The organism is Streptomyces sp. NPDC015144, assembly GCF_043079735.1.
GTDB lineage: Bacteria > Actinomycetota > Actinomycetes > Streptomycetales > Streptomycetaceae > Streptomyces.
On sequence record NZ_JBIBUU010000001.1, the window covers coordinates 475471 to 493767 of the forward strand.

At 72.4% G+C, this 18297-nt stretch carries 15 protein-coding genes; 7 read left to right on the forward strand and 8 right to left on the reverse strand.

The genetic code is table 11. The features are described 5' to 3' along the window. The first annotated feature begins 1 nt into the window (after window position 1). Both ACF08W_RS02070 and ACF08W_RS02075 read left to right on the forward strand, forming a co-directional pair. Window positions 2–1951 (forward strand): fumarate reductase/succinate dehydrogenase flavoprotein subunit, encoded by a 1950-nt coding sequence (locus ACF08W_RS02070; RefSeq protein ID WP_385209506.1) that lies wholly within the window; start codon window positions 2–4, stop codon window positions 1949–1951. Beyond that, window positions 1948–2694 carry a succinate dehydrogenase/fumarate reductase iron-sulfur subunit gene (locus tag ACF08W_RS02075; RefSeq protein WP_385209509.1) on the forward strand — a complete coding sequence of 249 codons (747 nt, stop codon included), beginning with the start codon at window positions 1948–1950 and terminating at the stop codon, window positions 2692–2694. Before ACF08W_RS02070 ends, ACF08W_RS02075 begins: the two co-directional genes overlap by 4 nt. Window positions 2695–2779: 85 nt before the next feature. Here ACF08W_RS02075 and ACF08W_RS02080 read toward each other — a convergent pair whose 3' ends face one another. From ACF08W_RS02080 to ACF08W_RS02090, 3 genes are all read right to left on the reverse strand, one after another. After that, window positions 2780–4546 (reverse strand): glycosyl hydrolase family 18 protein, encoded by a 1767-nt coding sequence (locus tag ACF08W_RS02080; protein WP_385209511.1) that lies wholly within the window; start codon window positions 4544–4546, stop codon window positions 2780–2782. 235 nt (window positions 4547–4781) lie between these two features. Continuing rightward, on the reverse strand, window positions 4782–7208 hold the full coding sequence (locus tag ACF08W_RS02085) for an ABC transporter (protein ID WP_392278070.1): 2427 nt from the start codon (window positions 7206–7208) through the stop codon (window positions 4782–4784). 138 nt (window positions 7209–7346) lie between these two features. Next, the gene (locus tag ACF08W_RS02090; RefSeq protein WP_392278071.1) at window positions 7347–8738 is read right to left on the reverse strand and encodes a polysaccharide pyruvyl transferase family protein; all 1392 of its coding nucleotides are present in this window, start codon (window positions 8736–8738) and stop codon (window positions 7347–7349) included. A gap of 226 nt (window positions 8739–8964) precedes the next feature. On the opposite strand from ACF08W_RS02090, the gene ACF08W_RS02095 reads away from it, so the two are divergent. Further along, window positions 8965–9453: a hypothetical protein gene (locus ACF08W_RS02095; RefSeq protein WP_352280253.1), complete on the forward strand. Its 489-nt coding sequence runs from the start codon at window positions 8965–8967 to the stop codon at window positions 9451–9453. A gap of 30 nt (window positions 9454–9483) precedes the next feature. Here the strand turns inward: ACF08W_RS02095 and ACF08W_RS02100 are convergent, their stop codons facing one another. Beyond that, entirely contained in the window at window positions 9484–9699 is a 216-nt protein-coding gene (locus ACF08W_RS02100) for a dodecin (RefSeq protein ID WP_352280254.1), read from the reverse strand. A gap of 203 nt (window positions 9700–9902) precedes the next feature. Between ACF08W_RS02100 and ACF08W_RS02105 the strand changes: the two genes are divergently transcribed. The 3 genes from ACF08W_RS02105 (at window position 9903) to ACF08W_RS02115 (ending at window position 13003) form a co-directional block, all read left to right on the forward strand. Then, window positions 9903–11159, forward strand: coding sequence for an extracellular solute-binding protein (locus ACF08W_RS02105; protein WP_385209522.1), 1257 nt, complete (start codon window positions 9903–9905; stop codon window positions 11157–11159). A 192-nt stretch (window positions 11160–11351) separates the two neighbouring features. Beyond that, on the forward strand, window positions 11352–12146 hold the full coding sequence (locus tag ACF08W_RS02110; protein ID WP_392278072.1) for a GNAT family N-acetyltransferase: 795 nt from the start codon (window positions 11352–11354) through the stop codon (window positions 12144–12146). Then, a complete protein-coding gene (locus ACF08W_RS02115) occupies window positions 12143–13003 on the forward strand; it encodes a lysophospholipid acyltransferase family protein (RefSeq protein ID WP_392278073.1) in 861 nt (286 codons plus the stop codon). The genes ACF08W_RS02110 and ACF08W_RS02115 overlap by 4 nt, the downstream gene beginning before the upstream one ends. Here ACF08W_RS02115 and egtD read toward each other — a convergent pair. Genes egtD through egtA form a run of 4 tightly spaced genes read right to left on the reverse strand, consistent with a single transcriptional unit; the run spans window position 12946 to window position 17307 of the window. Next, the gene (gene egtD / locus ACF08W_RS02120) at window positions 12946–13908 is read right to left on the reverse strand and encodes an L-histidine N(alpha)-methyltransferase (RefSeq protein ID WP_352280258.1); all 963 of its coding nucleotides are present in this window, start codon (window positions 13906–13908) and stop codon (window positions 12946–12948) included. The genes ACF08W_RS02115 and egtD overlap by 58 nt on opposite strands. Further along, window positions 13905–14660 (reverse strand): ergothioneine biosynthesis protein EgtC, encoded by a 756-nt coding sequence (gene egtC / locus ACF08W_RS02125; protein WP_392278074.1) that lies wholly within the window; start codon window positions 14658–14660, stop codon window positions 13905–13907. The genes egtD and egtC overlap by 4 nt, the downstream gene beginning before the upstream one ends. Continuing rightward, complete coding sequence (egtB, locus tag ACF08W_RS02130) at window positions 14660–15991, reverse strand: ergothioneine biosynthesis protein EgtB (protein ID WP_385209536.1); 1332 nt, start codon at window positions 15989–15991, stop codon at window positions 14660–14662. Before egtB ends, egtC begins: the two co-directional genes overlap by 1 nt. Continuing rightward, the gene (gene egtA, locus ACF08W_RS02135) at window positions 15988–17307 is read right to left on the reverse strand and encodes an ergothioneine biosynthesis glutamate--cysteine ligase EgtA (protein WP_392278075.1); all 1320 of its coding nucleotides are present in this window, start codon (window positions 17305–17307) and stop codon (window positions 15988–15990) included. The genes egtB and egtA overlap by 4 nt, the downstream gene beginning before the upstream one ends. Before the next feature lie 146 nt (window positions 17308–17453). Here egtA and ACF08W_RS02140 point away from each other — a divergent pair, with 146 nt between their 5' ends. Further along, the gene (locus ACF08W_RS02140; RefSeq protein ID WP_392278076.1) at window positions 17454–18281 is read left to right on the forward strand and encodes a TIGR02452 family protein; all 828 of its coding nucleotides are present in this window, start codon (window positions 17454–17456) and stop codon (window positions 18279–18281) included. Window positions 18282–18297: the final 16 nt, after the last annotated feature.

Sequence of the window (18297 nt, forward strand, 5' to 3'; positions counted from 1 at the left end):
CATGACCGACTACGCGCACTACGCGACCGGCGACCCCGTCGCCGACACCAAGGCCCCCGAGGGGCCCGTCGCCGAACGCTGGGACACCCGCCGCTTCCGGGCCAAGCTGGTCAACCCCGCCAACCGTCGCAAGCACACCGTGATCGTCGTCGGCACCGGCCTGGCCGGCGGTTCGGCCGGCGCCACCCTCGCCGAACAGGGCTACCACGTCGTCCAGTTCTGCTTCCAGGACTCGCCCCGCCGGGCCCACTCGGTCGCCGCCCAGGGCGGCATCAACGCCGCGAAGAACTACCGCAACGACGGCGACTCCGTCCACCGCCTCTTCTACGACACGGTCAAGGGCGGCGACTTCCGCGCCCGGGAGTCCAACGTCCACCGGCTCGCCCAGATCTCCGTGGAGATCATCGACCAGTGCGTCGCCCAGGGCGTCCCCTTCGCCCGCGAGTACGGCGGCCTCCTCGACAACCGCTCCTTCGGCGGCGTCCAGGTCTCCCGCACCTTCTACGCCCGCGGCCAGACCGGACAGCAACTGCTGCTCGGCGCGTACCAGGCGCTGTCCCGGCAGATCGCCGCGGGCACCGTGGAACTGCACGCCCGTACCGAGATGCTCGACCTGATCGTCGTCGACGGCCGGGCCCGCGGCATCGTCGCCCGCGACCTGATCACCGGGCGGATCGACACCTACTTCGCCGACGCGGTGGTCCTGGCCAGCGGCGGCTACGGCAACGTCTTCTACCTGTCGACGAACGCCATGAACTCCAACGCCACCGCGGTCTGGCGGGCCCACCGCCGCGGCGCGTACTTCGCCAACCCCTGCTTCACCCAGATCCACCCCACCTGCATCCCGCGCACCGGCGATCACCAGTCCAAACTGACGCTGATGAGCGAGTCGCTCCGCAACGACGGCCGGATCTGGGTCCCGAAGGCCAAGGGCGACGACCGCCCCGCGGCCGAGATCCCCGAGGAGGAGCGCGACTACTACCTGGAGCGCATCTACCCCTCCTTCGGCAACCTCGTCCCCCGGGACATCGCCTCCCGCGCCGCGAAGAACGTCTGCGACGAGGGACGCGGCGTCGGCCCCGGCGGCCAGGGCGTCTACCTGGACTTCGCCGACGCCATCGCCCGGATGGGCCGCGACAAGGTCGAGGAGAAGTACGGCAACCTCTTCGACATGTACGCCCGGATCACCGCCGAGGACCCGTACGAGACCCCGATGCGGATCTACCCGGCCGTCCACTACACCATGGGCGGGCTCTGGGTCGACTACGACCTCCAGACCACGATCCCCGGCCTCTTCGCCATCGGCGAGGCCAACTTCTCCGACCACGGCGCCAACCGGCTCGGCGCCTCCGCGCTGATGCAGGGCCTCGCCGACGGGTACTTCGTCCTCCCCTCGACGATCAACGACTACCTGGCGCGCCACCCGCACCACGACGAGATCGACGCCTCGCACCCCGCCGTGGAGGAGGCCGTCGCCGACACCGAGGACCGGCTCAACCTGCTGCTCTCGGTGAACGGCGACCGCACCCCGGACTCCTTCCACCGGGAGATCGGCGAACTCATGTGGGAACACTGCGGAATGGCCCGCACGGAGGCCGGACTGCGCACCGCGCTCGCCCGCATCCCCCGGATCCGCGAGGAGTTCTGGCGCCGCATCAAGGTCCCCGGCACCGGCACCGAGTTCAACCAGTCGCTGGAGAAGGCCAACCGCGTCGTCGACTACCTGGAACTCGCCGAGCTGATGTGCCTCGACGCACTGCACCGCGCCGAGTCCTGCGGCGGCCACTTCCGCGAGGAGTCCCAGACCCCCGACGGCGAGGCCGCCCGCCGCGACGAGGAGTTCTCCTACGCCGCCGCCTGGGAGTTCTCCGGCACCGGCGAACCCCCCGTCCTGCACAAGGAAGAACTCGTCTTCGAGTACGTCCACCCCACCCAGCGGAGCTACGCATGAAGCTCACCCTGCGCGTCTGGCGCCAGAAGAACGCCGACGCCCCCGGAGCGATGTCCACCTACGAGGTGGACGGCATCTCGCGGGACATGTCGTTCCTGGAGATGCTCGACACCCTCAACGAACGGCTCATCCTGGACGGCGACGACCCCGTCGCCTTCGACCACGACTGCCGCGAGGGGATCTGCGGCGCCTGCAGCCTCGTCATCAACGGCGACGCCCACGGCCCCGAGCGGACCACCACCTGCCAGCTCCACATGCGGTCCTTCGAGGACGGCGACACCATCGACATCGAGCCGTGGCGCGCCGCGGCCTTCCCGGTCGTCAAGGACCTGGTCGTGGACCGCTCGGCCTTCGACCGGATCATCCAGGCCGGCGGCTACATCTCCGCCCCGACCGGCACCGCCCCCGAGGCGCACGCGACCCCGGTGCCCAAGCCGGACGCCGACTCCGCCTTCGAGCACGCCGAGTGCATCGGCTGCGGGGCCTGCGTCGCGGCCTGCCCCAACGGCTCGGCGATGCTCTTCACCTCGGCGAAGGTCAACCACCTGAACGTGCTGCCGCAGGGCGCCCCGGAGCGCGAGACCCGGGTCCTGGACATGGTCGGCCAGATGGACACCGAGGGGTTCGGCGGCTGCACCCTCACCGGGGAGTGCGCCACCGCCTGCCCCAAGGGCATCCCGCTCCCGTCGATCTCGGCCATGAACAAGGAGTGGCTGCGCGCCACCCGCAAGGTGCGCCGCTGACCGGCCGCGGGGCCCGTACGCACGGATTCCCGGTCCCGGGGGCCGCCCACCCCCGGGACCGGGAAGACTCACCGGACGCGGCGGATCAGGACGTCACGGAGATGTCGTCGCCGTAGACCGTGCCCTGCCCGTACCAGCCGTGCAGGTAGACGGTGACCGCGCCGGTCGAACCGGTGGTGAACTTCACCGACTGCTTCGCGTAGCCGCTCGACGAACCCCAGACACTGGCGGTCGCGTCACCGCGCACCCCGAGGTACCCGTAGTTCCCCTGCACCCAACCGCTCAGCGTGTACGTGGTGTTGGGGGACAGGGTGACGGTCTGCGCGCACTCGCCGGTCTGTGAGGCGGTGGCCGCCGCGGCGAGCGCGTGCGTGCCGCCGTGCACCGGGGTGGAGACGACCGCGCCGCCCGCGCCACAGGTCCAGGGGCTGAGCGAGCCGGACTCGAAGTCGCCGTTGACCAGGACCCCGGTGCCGCCGCCCGGCCCCGGGACCGTCAGCGTGAAGGTGGCGGTGTGGCTCAGGGTGCCGGAGGTCCCGGTCACGTCGATCCGGTACGTGCCCGGCGCCGTGGCGGCCGGGACGGCGATCGCCAGCTTGGCGCTCTCGCCCGCCGTCACCGATGCCGGGCTGAGCGTCGTGGTCACCCCGGCGGGCGCCCCGCTCGCCGTCAGCGCGACGGTCTTGGCGCTGCCCGAGACGACCGCGGTCTTCACCGCCGTCGAGACCGAGCCACCGGGGGCCACCGTGGCCGAACCGGGGGAGAGGACGACCGAGTAGTCGTCCGTCACCGGGCCGCTGCCGCCACCGGTGAACGGCGCGAAGGTGTGGCTGAAGTACCAGGTGTCCTGCGCGATCCCGGAACAGGTGTCGCTGCCGCCGGTGCCGGGGCAGCCGCCGTTGTCGCGCTGGAGCGCCCAGAACGACAGGGTGCTCAGCCCCTTGGAGACCGCCCAGTCGTAGACCACCGGGGCGTCCGCGGTGGTGAACGTCTCGGCCGGGCCGTAGTCGTCGATGCCGGGCATCTCGATGATGCCCGCCATGCCCCAGAGCTGCGCCTCGGTCTTCGACGGGTAGAGCTGGGCGAGCTGGTTCTTGAGACCGGTGATCGCCGTCTTGGTGTCCTGCGCCATGTTGTGCGTGGCGCCGTCGTAGTAGTCGAACGTCATGAGGTTCACGACGTCGACCTTGGCGCCGTTGGAGACCGCGTTCTCCAGCACCGCGAGCCCGCTGTCGGCGAGACCGCTCGTGGTGGTGGGCAGGGTGTACGAGATCTGCAGCGGGCGCCCGTTGGCGGCGGCCCAGTCCTGGACCTTCTTGATCGCCTTGTTGCGGCGGTCGATCCCGGCGTTGTTGTCCAGCGAGTTGTCCTCGATGTCCATGTCGAGGCGGGACACGTCGTAGGTCGTGATGACCTTCTCGTACGCGGCGGCGATCGAGTCGACGTTGGTGCAGCTGTCGGCGATCTCGGTGCTCTCGTTGTCGGCGGTGTAGCCGCCGAACGACGGGATCACGTCGCCGCCCCGGGACCGCATGGTGGTGAAGTCGGAGCCGAAGACGGACTGGGCGATGGGGGTGCCGGTGTCGCCGTTCCAGTACGGAGTGCAGGAACCGCGGGCCTCGGTCTGGATGAAGGCCATGGTCAGGTACTTGGCACCGGAGGCCTGCGACAGCGCGGCCGGGCTGTCGCCGTTCCACGCCTCGAAGTACGGGGCGAAGACATGGGCCGGCATGGGGGTCGCGGCGGTGGGGGCGGCCTCGGCACCGGCACCGGCCCCGAGGACCAGTCCGGCGGAGGCGACGGTGGTGGCCAGGGCGCTCAGGACTGCGCCGAGTGCTCTTGGACATCGCATGGGGGATGCTCCCGGGGGGTGAGACGACGGGCGGATCGCACGGCTCGGCCGCGCCCGTCGAAGGGCGCGGCCCGTTCCTGTGAATCCCGGCCGGGGGTCACACGCCGCACGGTGTGGAGCGGCCGTGAGGCATGCCCATAATTGGTCTGGACCAGAACGCGGTCAAGAGTCTTTGCCGTTTCATTCCCCATTGCTTGCCGTCCGTCAACTCGCCATCCAACTCGGCGAGTTGGCGTCAGGGACGGTGCAGCGCCGCGGCCAGGTACGGAGCCGTGCGACTGCCGGGGGTCGCCGCCACCTCGGCCGGAGTGCCCGCCGCCACGATCCGCCCGCCCCGGTCGCCGCCGCCGGGACCGAGGTCGATCACCCAGTCGGCCCCCGCCACCACCGCCATGTCGTGCTCGACCACCACGACGGTGTCGCCCGCGTCGACGAGGCCGTGCAACTGCCGCATCAGCACCTCGACATCGGCGGGGTGCAGCCCGGTCGTCGGCTCGTCCAGCAGGTACAGCGTGTGGCCCCGGCGGGTGCGCTGGAGCTCGGCCGCCAGCTTGATCCGCTGGGCCTCGCCGCCCGAAAGCTCCGTGGCGGGCTGCCCCAGCCGCAGATACCCGAGCCCGACGTCGAGCAGGGTCCGCAGACTGCGCTCCGCGGCCGCGGTCCCGGCGAAGAACCCGGCCGCCGACTCCACCGTCAGATCCAGCACCTGGGCGATGTCGAGCCCGCGCACGGTCACCTCCAGCGTCTCCGCGTTGTACCGGGCCCCGTGGCAGTCCGGGCAGGGCGCGTACGTACTGGGCAGGAAGAGCAGCTCCACGGAGACGAAGCCCTCGCCCTGGCAGGTCTCGCACCGGCCGCCCGCCACGTTGAAGGAGAACCGCCCGGCCTTGTAGCCGCGCTCCTTGGCGGTGTCCGTGGCGGCGAACAGCTTCCGTACGACGTCGAAGAGCCCCGTGTACGTGGCCAGGTTGGACCGGGGCGTACGGCCGATCGGCCGCTGGTCGACCTGGACGAGCCGGTCCACCGCCGCCAACCCCTCGGCCGAGGCGCACCAGCGGCGCGCGGGTTCCGTGCCCGGCTCCCCGGAATCGGCGGACGGCCGCCGGTCGGCGAGCAGCCCGGCCAGCACCTGACCGGTCAGCGTCGACTTCCCCGACCCCGACACCCCCGTCACGGCGGTGAACACCCCGAGCGGGAAGGCCGCGTCCACCCCGCGCACGTTGTGCCGGTCCACCCCGGTCAGCCGCAGCCAACCGGTCGGTGTGCGCACCGTGCGCTCCGGCGGCGGGCCCTGGTCGAAGAGGAACCGCCGGGTGGCCGACTCCGGCACCTGCGCGAGCCCGGCCGGGGGACCGCTGTGCAGCACCCGGCCCCCGTGTTCACCGGCCAGCGGCCCCACGTCCACCAGCCAGTCCGCCCGGCGCACCACGTCCATCTGGTGCTCCACCACGAAGACCGTGTTCCCGGCCTCCTTGAGCCGCCCCAGCACCCCGAGCAGCGACGCGGTGTCCGCCGGATGCAGCCCGGCCGACGGCTCGTCCAGGACGTAGACGACACCGAAGAGGCCCGAACGGAGCTGGGTGGCCAGCCGCAGCCGCTGCAACTCGCCGGAGGAGAGCGTCGGGGCCGTCCGGTCCAGGCTGAGATAGCCGAGGCCCAGCTCCGTGACGGTGGCGATCCGGGCGAGCAGGTCCGCCGTCAGCATCCGGGCCGTGGCGTCGCCGCCCGCCCCGCCCAGCAGCTCCGCGAGCGAACTCAGCGGCAGCGCCGCCAGCTCCGCGATGGTCCGCCCGGCGAAGGTGATGGCCAGCGCCTGCGGGCGCAGCCGGCTGCCGTGGCACTCCGGGCACGGCTCGGAGGTCAGGAACCGCTCGGCCTTGGCCCGCAGCGTGCGGCTTTTGGAATCCGCGAAGGTGTGCAGCACATGGCGGCGGGCGCTGGTGTAGGTGCCCTGGTAGGGGCGCTGGATGCGGCCCGCCTCCCGGACCGGGTGGACCGTCACCACCGGCTGCTCGTCGGTGAAGAGGATCCACTCCCGCTCCTTCGCGGGCAGCTCGCGCCAGGGCCGGTCGACGTCGTGGCCCAGCGCGTCCAGCACGTCGCGCAGGTTCTTGCCCTGCCAGGCGCCCGGCCAGGCGGCGATGGCGCCCTCGCGGATCGACAGCGAGGGGTCGGGGACCAGCAGTTCCTCGGTGGTGCGGTGGACGAGGCCGAGTCCGTGGCAGGCCGGGCACGCCCCGGCGGCGGTGTTCGGCGAGAAGGCGTCGGAGTCCAGCCGCTCGGCCCCGGCCGGGTAGTCCCCGGCCCGGGAGAACAGCATCCGCAGCGAGTTGGAGAGCGTGGTGACCGTGCCGACGGAGGAGCGGGCCCCGGGCGCCGAGCGGCGCTGCTCCAGCGAGACGGCCGGCGGCAGACCGGTGACCTCGCCGACCGCGGGCGCCCCGACCTGGTGGATCAGCCGCCGGGCGTACGGGGCGACGGACTCGAAGTAGCGGCGCTGGGCCTCCGCGTAGATCGTCCCGAAGGCCAGCGAGGACTTCCCGGAGCCGGAGACCCCGGTGAAGACGGTGAGGGTGTCGCGCGGGATGTCGACGGAGACGTCCCTGAGGTTGTGCTCACGGGCGCCGCGCACCCGTACGTACGGATCGTGGGGGGTGGGCATGGGCGCGGGACTCCGTACGGATCGGGGCGGGCCGGTGGTCCGGGGGCGGACCGGGGCAAACACTCCGATAGTAGGCCCGGCGGGGCCGTACGGTTCCGGGACGCCCCGTACCGGCCGGACCGGTACGGGGCGGGCGGGTCAGCGGGAGGGGCGCAGGGCGCGCTTGATCGGCCGTCCCACGACGCTGCGGGCGCGCTGGTACGTGGAGCGCTGGGCGGGCAGCGCCGCGCTCTTCGCGACCGTGCGCTTCAGCCGGGTGTTCTCGGCCTCGACCTCGGTGAGCCGGGTCTGCAGCCAGTTCAGCCGGGGGGCCAGCTCCGCGGCCTCGGGGCCGGTCCAGGGGCGGACGCCGGGCGGGAAGGAGAGCTTGCTCATCCGCTGCTCGAAGGCCGCGCCGCCGTCGCCGTGGGTGAAGGTGTTCTGCAGCCCGTTCTTGTCGAGGAAGTTGGTGAACCGGTCGAACCGCTCCCGGTGGCCGCGGGTCAGCGGTCCGAAGTCCGCCGACTTGTGGAGCTCGGCGGGGTCGAGGTCGGCCGGGACCTGGGCGAGCGTCCGGTGCGGGATCTCGAAGTAGCGGCACAGCTCCAGGGTCCGGGAGTCGCCGCAGAGCACGGTGGCCGGTGTCCCGGCCAGCAGCGCGGCGATGTTGCCGTGGATCCGGGAGCCGAAGGAGAAGTCGAAGCCCCGCAGGTCCTCCATCCAGGTGACCGGGTCGATGTAGACGCGGACCTTGTCCTCCGCGTACATCGGGTGGTCGGGGTGGGTGGGGATGCCGGTGACGGCGGCGTTCGGGTGCGAGAGGTCGCGCCAGTGCAGCTGGCGGGCGTCGGAGAGGTTCTGGCCGATGAACCGGAGGTGCGGGTAGCGGGCGTGGGTGCGGTCGATGATCTGCCCGAGCTTGGTCTTGCGCACCGCGTCGTGCGATCCGTTGACGGCGATCCGCGACCCGGGGCCGAGCGCCCCGCCACCCTCCCGGATGGTGAGCGTGTCGCCGTGCAGGAACATCGACGGGCAGCCGATGACGTCCACGTCCCGGAAGCCCATGTCCCGCAGGTAGCGCTCGGTGAACTCGCCGCGCACCCCGATGGAGGCGCTGCGGTCGAGCACGGCGGAGACGAAGGCGTAGACCGAGGACTGCATCGGCTTCAGCCGGTCCGCGGAGTAGTTGACCCCGGTCTGGGCGCCGACGCCCGGAACGACCACCGGGATCTTCAGCTTCGAGATGAGCTTGGTCAGCCGCTTCAGCTGCGGCTCGAAGGAGGGCCGGAAGGCGTTGGCGAGCGGAACGACGAAGACGTCGTACTCGCTGTTGATGCGGTCCACGTCGGCGATCCGGGTGGCGATCCCGTTGGAGACCACCTCCGTGTGTGGCGTCTGGAGGATCTTGTGGGCGGCGTCGCTGAAGATCAGGTTGCCCGAGTTGGTGGCGAACACGTCCTCATGGAGGGCGCGTTCGACCGGGACCACGTCAAAGGGGCTCTTCCCCGAGCGCAGGAGTATTCGCTTCACGTCGTTCACGTTCGATGCCACAAAGATGAATATAGCTTTACGATCGTTTTTGGTTCCACGTGCATCCTGTACAACCTTTTGCGATCTTGGCGGAACGTGAGCAGGTGATGTCACCTCCGTGCGCGGTCGGTGCGCGAGGATTCTGTGCTCACTTGTGCCGATTCGGTGGGAAGAGTGCCGGCGTCGGTGACGCCCGGAGCGGCCGATCGGCGCTGTCGACCGCGGGGCGGTCTGGTGGGATGGGGACATGAAGAGCGACCCCCGGCCCCTGGCCGTGTTCGACCTGGACGGCACCCTCGCGGACAGCGGCCATCGCCAGCACTACCTGGAAGGTCCGCGGCGCGACTGGGACGGCTTCTTCGCCGCGGCCGTCGACGACCCGCCCCTGCCCGAAGGGGTGCGGCTGGCGCTGGAGAGCGCCGAGGAGTGCGAGGTCGGATACCTCACGGGGCGGCCCGAGCGGTGCCGTGCGGACACCCTGGCCTGGCTCGCGGCGCACGGGCTGCCGGAGGGGCGGCTCCACATGCGGCGCGACGACGACCGCCGGCCGGCCCGGCACGCCAAGCTGGAGATCCTGCGCCGACTGGGCCGGGGGCGCGAGGTCCGCATGCTGGTCGACGACGACGAACTCGTCTGCGACGCGGCGGAGCGGGCGGGCTTCACCGTGGTGCGGGCCCGCTGGGCCGAGGAGTCCTCGGCGTTGAAGGACGCCCAGGAGCGCGAGGGGCGTACCTGACCGGCCGTACTCCGTCGGAGTGCCTCCGGGTCAGCTCGTCCCGTCGAGCCGGAAGCCGACCTTCAGGCCCACCTGGTAGTGCTCGATCCGGCCGTCCTTGATCTCCCCGCGCACCTCGGTGATCTCGAACCAGTCGAGATTGTGCAACGTTTCCGAAGCTCTTGCGACGCCCCGCCGGATGGCGTCGTCGACCCCTTCATGGGAGGTTCCCACGATTTCGGTGACCCGATAGGTGTGATTTGACATGGTATGTCTCCTCTCGTCCCTATCACGGTGCCCCATCCGACCCCGCTCCGCGAGGGATCGGCGCGGAAAACGCCCGGTGAACGGCCCTTGACCAAATCAATGGTCCATACCAAAATCCAGCCACGCCCGTGCGGGCGCCGCCCGCAGTCCCCCACACCGGGTTCCTGAATCAAGCCGTTTTTGTTCAGCAGAAGGTGAACCTGGTGAAGAACCGCATACTCGTCGGAGCTGTCGCGCTCGTTTCCGCCTGTGCGCTCACAGGATGTGGAACGGTATTCGGCATGGGGAGCTCGGACAGCAAGAAGGTCACTGTCTGGCTGATGAAGGACAGCGTCTCCGCCGATTTCCTCAAGCGGTTCACCAAGGACTTCGAGGACGAGCACCCCTCCATCGAGCTGGAGTTCAAGTTCCAGGGCTGGGGCGGCATCGGCCCGAAGGTCATCAGCGCCCTGAAGGGCAAGGACACCCCTGACGTCATCGAGGTCGGCAACACCCAGGTCGCCCAGTACGCGGCCAGCGGCGGCCTGCGCGATCTGACGCTGGAGGCCGTACGGGACATGGGCAGCGAGGACTGGCTTCCGGGCCTCGCCGACCCGGGCAGCATCGACGGCATGCAGTACGGCATTCCCTGGTACGCGGCCAACCGGGTGGTGATCTACAACAAGGAGATCTTCGAGCGCGCCGGAATCAAGAATCCGCCGAAAACCCGGCAGGAGTGGATCGCCGATACCCGGCTGCTGAACGAGAACGGCAATCAGGGGATCTATCTCGCGGGCCAGAACTGGTACGTGCTCGCCGGATTCATCTGGGACGAGGGCGGTGAACTGGCCGAGGACGAGGGCGGATCATGGAAAGGCGCCCTGGACAGCCCCGCGGCGCTCCGCGGCATGAACTTCTACAAGGAGCTCCAGGCGCTCGGCGAGGGCCCCAAGGATGCCGACGAGGAAAAGCCGCCGCAGTCCGACGTGTTCGCCCGGGGGAATGTCGCGCAGATCATTTCGGTGCCCGGCAGCGTGGCCCAGATCGTGAAGCGGAACCCCGAACTCAAGGGGAAGCTGGGCTACTTCCCGATCCCGGGCAAGACCGCCAAGAAGCCCGGCGCCGTCTTCACCGGCGGTTCCGACCTCATCGTCCCGGAGAAGGCGGACCGGCGCGCCGAGGGCGTCGAGGTGGTCAAGGCGCTGGCGAGCCGGAAGTGGCAGGAGGAACTCGCCCGGACCATGAGCTACGTGCCCAACAAGCCGGGCCTCGCGAAGGCTGTCGTGGGACAGGCGGGTACGGCCGCGATGGCCGAGGGGGCCACGCAGGGCCGGGCGACCCCGAACTCGCCGCAGTGGGCCGACGTCGAGGCCGACAACCCGATCAAGCCGTACATGACGGCGGTCCTGGAGGGCGGTGACCCCCTGCGGGAGGCGCGCACCGCCTCGGGGAAGATCACCGCCAAGCTCTTCGGGGGCTGACCCCGCAGGGCCCCGCCGGTGGCGTCCGGAGGGGCCCGAACCGGCCACCCCCGGGATTCAGCCGTCGCACATGTCGGCGCTCCCGGACCGTCATGTCGAATCCAGTCGGTCGCGGAAGAAGTAAGGGGCCGGGCCGTCGCACCCCGTGCGACGGCCCGGCGGCCGCCTTGCCGATCCGTCCGGGAGATTGTCATGAACGCGATGCCCGTTGCCTCCCTTCCCGCCACTTCACCGCCGACCGCCCCCGAACGGCCGCGCTACCGGGTCTCCCTGGCCACCGGCCCGGCCGAGGTCCGCGCCGCCCAGCGCCTGCGCCACCTCGTCTTCGCCGGCGAACTCGGCGCCCGTCTGCACAGCCCCGAACCCGGCCTGGACAGCGACGCGTTCGACGCGTACTGCGACCACCTGCTCGTCCGGGAGGAAGCCACCGGCGAGGTCGTCGCCACCTACCGGGTCCTGCCTCCCGAACGGGCGGAGGCGGCCGGGGGCCTCTACGCGGAGAGCGAGTTCGACCTCGGCCGGCTCACCCCGATCCGGGACGACCTGGTGGAGGTCGGACGGTCCTGCGTCCACCCCGCCCACCGCGACGGCGCCGTCATAGCCCTGATCTGGGCCGGACTCGCCCGCTACATGGAACGCACCGGACACAACTGGCTGGCCGGCTGCTGCTCCATCCCGCTCTCCGACGGCGGCACGGCGGCGGCCGGAGCCTGGGAGACCGTACGGACGAAGTACCTCGCCCCCGAGGACCACTGGGTCACCCCGCACCGCCTCTGGCAGCCCTCCGGCACGGCCGGACCGGTACGCACCGGACTCGCCACCCTGCCCCCGCTGCTCCGCGGCTACCTCCGGCTGGGCGCCCAGGTGTGCGGGGCACCCGCCCACGACCCGGACTTCGACGTCGCCGACCTGTACGTCCTGCTGTCGCTGCGCCGCACCGACCCCCGCTACCTCCGCCACTTCCTCGCCCTCGCCCCGCTGCGATGAACCCCTGGCTGCCCACCGCGCCGTGCGCCCCGGGGACCTGCGCCGCCCACACCGGCCGGACCCGGCTCCCTCCCGTCGCGGCGGCCCTGCTGCTCGCCGGGTGCGCCTGGGCCCTGGCCGGTGTGCTGGGGGCGCCGTTCCTGCCCCTGTTCGGCCCGGCCCGCCGGGAGCGGCTGATCCGCCGCTGGTCGTACGGGGCCGTACGCGCCTTCGGCGTACGGGTGCGGGTCACCGGCGACCCCGTACCGCCCGCCGGGACACCCGGGACGCTCGTCGTCGCCAACCACATCTCCTGGCTGGACATCCCGCTCGTCGCCGCCGTGGTCCCCGGCCGGATGCTCGCCAAGCGCGAGATCCGCCGGTGGCCGGTGCTCGGGCCGCTCGCCGCCCACGGCGGCACCCTCTTCGTCGACCGCGACCGGCTGCGCGCGCTGCCGGCGACCGTCCGCGCCCTCGCCGCGGCGATGCGCGGCGGATCACGGGTGGTGGTCTTCCCCGAGGGCACCACCTGGTGCGGGCGCGGCCCCGGCGGCCGGTTCGGCCCGGCCGCCTTCCAGGCCGCGATCGACGCCGGCGCCACCGTCCTGCCGGTACGCATCGGCTACCGCGTCACCGGCCACCGGGCGGCACCGGCGGAGCGCCACGCCCCGGCCGGTGCCGCCGCCTTCGTCGGCGACGATCCGCTCCCCGCCTCCCTGTGGCGGGTGGTGCGGGCGGCCGGACTGACCGCCGAGCTCCACGTCCTGCCACCAGTCCCGGCGGCCGCCCTGCCGGACCGGCGGGCCCTGGCCCGCCGCGCTCAGAGGGCCGTCGCCAGCGAGAGCGCGAACCGCTCCCCGGAATCCGTCCACCACTGATCCAGCCGCAGACCGGCCGCCTCCAGTTCCGCCCGGACCCGCTCCCGGCGGAACTTGGCCGACACCTCCGTACGCAGCTCCTCACCGGCCTCGAAACCCACCAGCAGATCCAGGGCCGGGACCTTCACCGTCTGCGCCCGCCGGGCCCGCAGCCGCATCTCGATCCACTCGTTCCCCGGGTCCCAGAGCGCCACATGGTCGAAGCCCTCCGGGTCGAAGTCCGCGCCCAGCTCCCGGTTGACCACCCGCAGCACGTTCCGGTTGAACTCCGCGGTCACCCCGGTGGCGTCGTCGTAGGCGGCGACCAGCACCTTCTCGTCCTTCACCAGGTCGGTGCCGAGCAGCAGCGCGTCGCCCGGAGAGAGCAGCGACCGCACCGACCGCAGGAACGCCGCCCGCTCCTCGGGCAGCAGATTGCCGATCGTGCCGCCCAGGAAGGCCAGCAGCCGGGGCCCCGGCGTCCCCGGCAGCGCCAGACCTCCGGTGAAGTCGGCGACCAGGGCGTGCACCGAGAGCCCGGGGCGCCGGGCGAGCAGCGCCTCGCCGGCACCGCGCAACGCGCTCTCGCTCACGTCGACCGGTACGTAACTGTGCAGCTCCGGCAGCGAGTCCAGCAGATGGCCGGTCTTCTCCGACGAACCGGACCCCAGCTCGATCAGGGTCCGGGCCCCCGAGGCGCGGGCGATCTCGTCGGCCCGTTCGATCAGGATCTCCCGCTCGGCGCGGGTCGGGTAGTACTCGGGCAGCCGGGTGATCTCCTCGAACAGCTCGCTGCCCCGGGCGTCGTAGAACCACTTGGGCGGCAGTGACTTGGGATGCCGGGTCAGTCCGTGCAGGACATCGGCGCGCAGCGCCGCGTCCGTCGCGTCGGCCGGCAGGGTGCGGGTCAGCAGGAAGGGACTCACGCAAGGGGCTCCTTGAGCGGGGTCAGTGAGACATCGGCGCGGGTCGCCACCAGCAGGGTGCGGTCGGGGACCGGGCGCCAGAGCGGATCGTCGTCGTAGGGTTCCGAGGCCACGACCGTGCGCGGGCCCGGTCCGGTCAGGCACCACAGGGTGTCGCCCCAGGCCGTCGCGACGATCGACGCGCCATCGATGAGCAGCAGGTTCAGCCGGGATTCCGGTGCGGCGGCGGCCACGTCCAGCACGGTGGCGGAGACGGCCTCGGGCAGCGCGTCGCCGTCCGCCAGCCGGCGTCGCACCAGGGCCCAGAGCAGCGCCGAGTCGCTGCGGGCGGTGAGGGACAGCAGTTCGGCGGGCGGCAGCGCCGCGGCGAGCGGGGCCACCGCGTGCGGCCAGCCCCGCACCGCGCCGTTGTGGCTGAAGAGCAGCGGCCCGGCGGTGAAGGGCGCGGCGGCCGCCTCGCCGTCGGCGCCCGCCTCCGTGGCGTCCCGGACGGCGGCCAGCAGGGCCGGGCTGCGCACCACCCGGGCCAGGTCGGCGAAGGTCTCGTCGCCCCAGACCGGGCCCCGGCGCCGGTACCGTCCGGGCACCGGGTCGCCGTCCGCGTACCAGCCGACGCCGAAGCCGTCGGCGTTGACCGTCCCGTACCGCTGGTGGCGCGGTGCCCAGGACTGGCGGACCAGCGAGTGGGGTGGCCGGGACAGCAGTTCGCCGAGCGCCACCGGCGGCCCCAGATAAGCGAGATGACGGCACATCAGCCGACGTCCCGCGCGGTACGGAAACCGGCGAAGATCTGCCGACGCACCGGCAGGTCCCAGTTGCGGAAGGTGCCCCGGCAGGCCACCTGGTCCACGGCGAACGAACCACCGCGCAGCACCTTGTGGGCGGACCCGAAGAACACCTCCGAGTACTCCCGGTAGGGAAACGCGCGGAATCCCGGGTACGGCAGGAAGTCACTGGCCGTCCACTCCCACACGTCACCGATCAACTGCCCGGCCCCGTGCGGGGACCGGCCCTGCCGGTACGCCCCGGCGGGTGCGGGCCGCAGATGGCGCTGGCCGAGGTTGGCCCGCTCGGGCGCCGGGTCCTCGTCGCCCCAGGGGTAGCGGCGCGACCGCCCGGACACCGGGTCGTGGCGGGCCGCCTTCTCCCACTCCGCCTCGGTGGGCAGCCGGCGCCCGGCCCAGCGGGCGTAGGCGTCCGCCTCGTACCAGCTGACGTGGAGCACCGGTTCGTCCCCGGGGACGGGTTCGGTGACCCCGAAGCGGCGGCGCAGCCACTGGCCGCCGTCCCGGCGCCAGAACAGCGGGGCGGCCAGGTCGTGCGCGCGGACCATCTCCCACCCCTCGGGCGCCCACCAGCGCCGCTCGGTGTAGCCGCCGTCCTCGACGAACTCCTGGTACGCGCCGCAGGTGACCGGTGCGGTGTCGAGGTAGAAGCCCGGTACGTCCCGCACATGCGCCGGGCGTTCGTTGTCCAGGGCCCAGGGATCGGCGGACGTCCCCATGGTGAACGGGCCGCCCCCGACCAGGACTTCGGCAGGGAGATCCGCCGTGTCCTCGGCGCGCGGCGGCACGGGCGCGGCCAGCACGGGCGGTCCGGACCGGAGCTGATGGGTGATCAGCATCGTTTCGTCGTGCTGCTGTTCGTGCTGGGCGATCATTCCGAAGGCGAATCCGGACCGCACCAGCGGCCGGTCGTCGTCCAGGGCGGTGGTGTCGAGGACGTCCAGGGCACGGCCGCGGACCTCCGCCGCGTACGCCCGCGCCTCGGCGGGCGGCAGCAGCGGCAGCGAGGGGCGGGTCGCCCGCGGGTGCTCGAAGGCGTCGTACAGGCCGTCGATCTCCGGGCGCATCGCCTCGCGCCCGGCCACCCCGCGCAGCAGCCACAGCTCCTCCTGGTTGCCGATGTGGGCGAGGTCCCAGACCAGCGGGGACATCAACGGCGAGTGCTGGGCGGTCAGTTCGCGGTCGTCGACGCTGTCGGTGAGCCGGGTGGTGCGGTCCCGGGCGGTGCTCAGCGCGGCGAGGGCGCGGCTGCGCAGCGGCTCGGGGTCCATCCCGTGGGGGGCGGGGGAGTCGTTCATGGGCGGAGTCCCTCGAAGTGGTGGCCCGGACCGCCGGGCCCGATGGGTGCGAGCAGTGCGGGGAGGTCGTCGGCCGGGCAGCGGCCCCGGGCCACGTACCGGTCGTGGAAACCGGCCGCGGCCTCCTGGACCCGCCCGGACGCCCCGAGCCGGGGCAGTGCCTCCAGCGCGGCCCCGAAGCAGGCGGTGGCCGCCGCCCGCAGCTCGGGATCGGCCAGCCCGTCGCGGGCGGCGCGCGTCCAGAGCGCATTGAGCGGCGCGGGCTCCGGCCCGGCCGCCCCGGCCAGGGGCGCCACGGCACGGAACACCGTCTCGGCGGCCTCCGGATCGTCGAACAGGGCGGTGGTCACGGCGAGCGGCACCAGCCAGCCGTCCGCCCCGTACTGGGCGTCGATCATGCGCAGCTCCAGATGGCCGCGCGGGCGCACCGGCGGGAAGAGCGTACTGATGTGGTAGTCGAGATCGGCGCGCACCGGAGGTCTCGGGGCGCCGGTGCGGATCCAGTCCCGGAACGTCAGTCCGTTCGGCACGGACCACGGACCGCTCTCCTCCCGGATGCACATCACCGGTGTGTCCAGCACATGCCCGGCCCAGGCGTCGCGCGGCAGCGGACCGTGCGGCGGAGCCACCGGCCGCCAAGGGTCGAGGGCGGCCCACAGCGACTGACGGGTGGAGCGCCAGGAGGTGGGGCGGCCCAGCCGGAGGGGCGAATTGGCGAAGACGGCCACCAGGACCGCGCCCAGCAGATGGCACAACTGCCAGCGCCGCCCGTATCCCAGGGGCCCCGGCTCCTCCTCCCCGGCGTCCAGGCAGACCTGGACGGACGCGGTGTTGCACATCATCACCCGACCGGCGGGACCCGACCGGTCCAGGGCGATCTCCATGGCGTCGTAGCGGGGTTCGCGCAGCAGCCGGCGCGGGGCGTGCCAGGGGTCGACGCCGAGCCCCACCGGCACCAGCCCCAGCGGGTCCAGGGCCGCGCGCACCGCGGCCAGGTCGGCGGCGGTGGTCTCGACGCACTCCGTCAGGGAGTCGGCGGGGCGCGAGCTGAGCTCCAGCTGGCCGCCGGGTTCGAAGGTGACCGCCGCGCTCAGGGGCAGGGCCCGCAGGACGGCGGTGGCCGCTTCGAGGCGGTCGTGCTCGACGGGGACACGCGGACGGTCCCGGTCGTGGATGAGCCATTCGAGTTCCACACCGACCCTGCGGGGCGGTCCCGTCTTGAAACAGATGCAGCGCAGTAAGTCCTCCGCCTCGCCCTCGTCCAGGGGCGGGGAACCGCCGGGCGGGCCATGGCCCCCCGAGGTGTCGTACGACATGCGGGCCTCCTTCCACAGGTCTCTCCCACCACCCAAACCCCTGCGAGTGGATCGCACAAGAGTGCCCCTGGACGGGAGAAATCGGGTTGCGCCGCCGCCGTCCGGGCGCCGAGCATGCCCCGTATGCACCACACGGGGGAGTACCGATGAGCGCCAGGCTGCGCGGGATCGCGCGCGAGACCGAGGCCGTCGTCGCAGCAGGCCGCTACCGCACCCCGGACGGCCGGGAGGTGTCCATCGAACGGGCCCTGAGCAGCGCGATCTCCGGGACCACGCTGTACGGGCCCGAGCCGTTGCCGCTCGTCGTCCTGGACGGCGACCGCACCCCGTCCGTCGAGGTCACCGGCGAGAGCAGCCTGGCCGCCGCCCACCGGATGACCCGAGAGGGCCCCGGCAAGGTCGCCGTGCTCAACTACGCCTCCGCCCGCAACCCCGGCGGCGGCTACCTCAACGGCGCCCAGGCCCAGGAGGAGGCGCTGTGCCGGTCCTCCGGCCTGTACACCACCCTGCTGCGCGCCCCCGACTTCTACGCCCACCACCGCGCCGAACGCAGCCCCCTCTACACCGACCGGGTGATCCACTCCCCGGGCGTACCGGTCTTCCGGGACGACCGGGGGCGGTTCCTCGACACCCCGTTCACCGTCGGCTTCCTGACCTCCCCGGCGCCCAACGCCGGCGTCGTCCGCGCCCGCACCCCCGAAGAGGCCCACCGCATCCCCGCCGCCCTCGCCACCCGGGCGGAGCGGGTGCTGGAGGTGGCGGCGGTGCGCGGGTACCGGCGGCTGGTGCTCGGGGCCTGGGGCTGCGGGGTGTTCCGCAACGATCCGGCGCAGGTGGCCGGGGCATTCGGGGCGCTGCTGCTGGACGGCGGCCGGTTCGCCGGGCACTTCGAACAGATCGTCTTCGGCGTCCTCGACCGGGCCCCGGACTCCGCCACCCGGGCCGCCTTCGACCGCGCCTTCGGTACCGCGTAGCGCCGTACGGGGCGTG

Coding starts and splice junctions, on each gene's coding strand:
- egtC (WP_392278074.1), bottom strand. CDS start 14,660: ATGTGCCGTCATCTCGCTTATCTGGGGCCGCCGGTGGCGCTCGGCGAA.
- ACF08W_RS02095 (WP_352280253.1), top strand. CDS start 8,965: ATGAAGAGCGACCCCCGGCCCCTGGCCGTGTTCGACCTGGACGGCACC.
- ACF08W_RS02100 (WP_352280254.1), bottom strand. CDS start 9,699: ATGTCAAATCACACCTATCGGGTCACCGAAATCGTGGGAACCTCCCAT.
- ACF08W_RS02080 (WP_385209511.1), bottom strand. CDS start 4,546: ATGCGATGTCCAAGAGCACTCGGCGCAGTCCTGAGCGCCCTGGCCACC.
- ACF08W_RS02140 (WP_392278076.1), top strand. CDS start 17,454: ATGAGCGCCAGGCTGCGCGGGATCGCGCGCGAGACCGAGGCCGTCGTC.
- ACF08W_RS02115 (WP_392278073.1), top strand. CDS start 12,143: ATGAACCCCTGGCTGCCCACCGCGCCGTGCGCCCCGGGGACCTGCGCC.
- ACF08W_RS02070 (WP_385209506.1), top strand. CDS start 2: ATGACCGACTACGCGCACTACGCGACCGGCGACCCCGTCGCCGACACC.
- ACF08W_RS02075 (WP_385209509.1), top strand. CDS start 1,948: ATGAAGCTCACCCTGCGCGTCTGGCGCCAGAAGAACGCCGACGCCCCC.
- ACF08W_RS02085 (WP_392278070.1), bottom strand. CDS start 7,208: ATGCCCACCCCCCACGATCCGTACGTACGGGTGCGCGGCGCCCGTGAG.
- egtB (WP_385209536.1), bottom strand. CDS start 15,991: ATGAACGACTCCCCCGCCCCCCACGGGATGGACCCCGAGCCGCTGCGC.
- ACF08W_RS02110 (WP_392278072.1), top strand. CDS start 11,352: ATGAACGCGATGCCCGTTGCCTCCCTTCCCGCCACTTCACCGCCGACC.
- egtA (WP_392278075.1), bottom strand. CDS start 17,307: ATGTCGTACGACACCTCGGGGGGCCATGGCCCGCCCGGCGGTTCCCCG.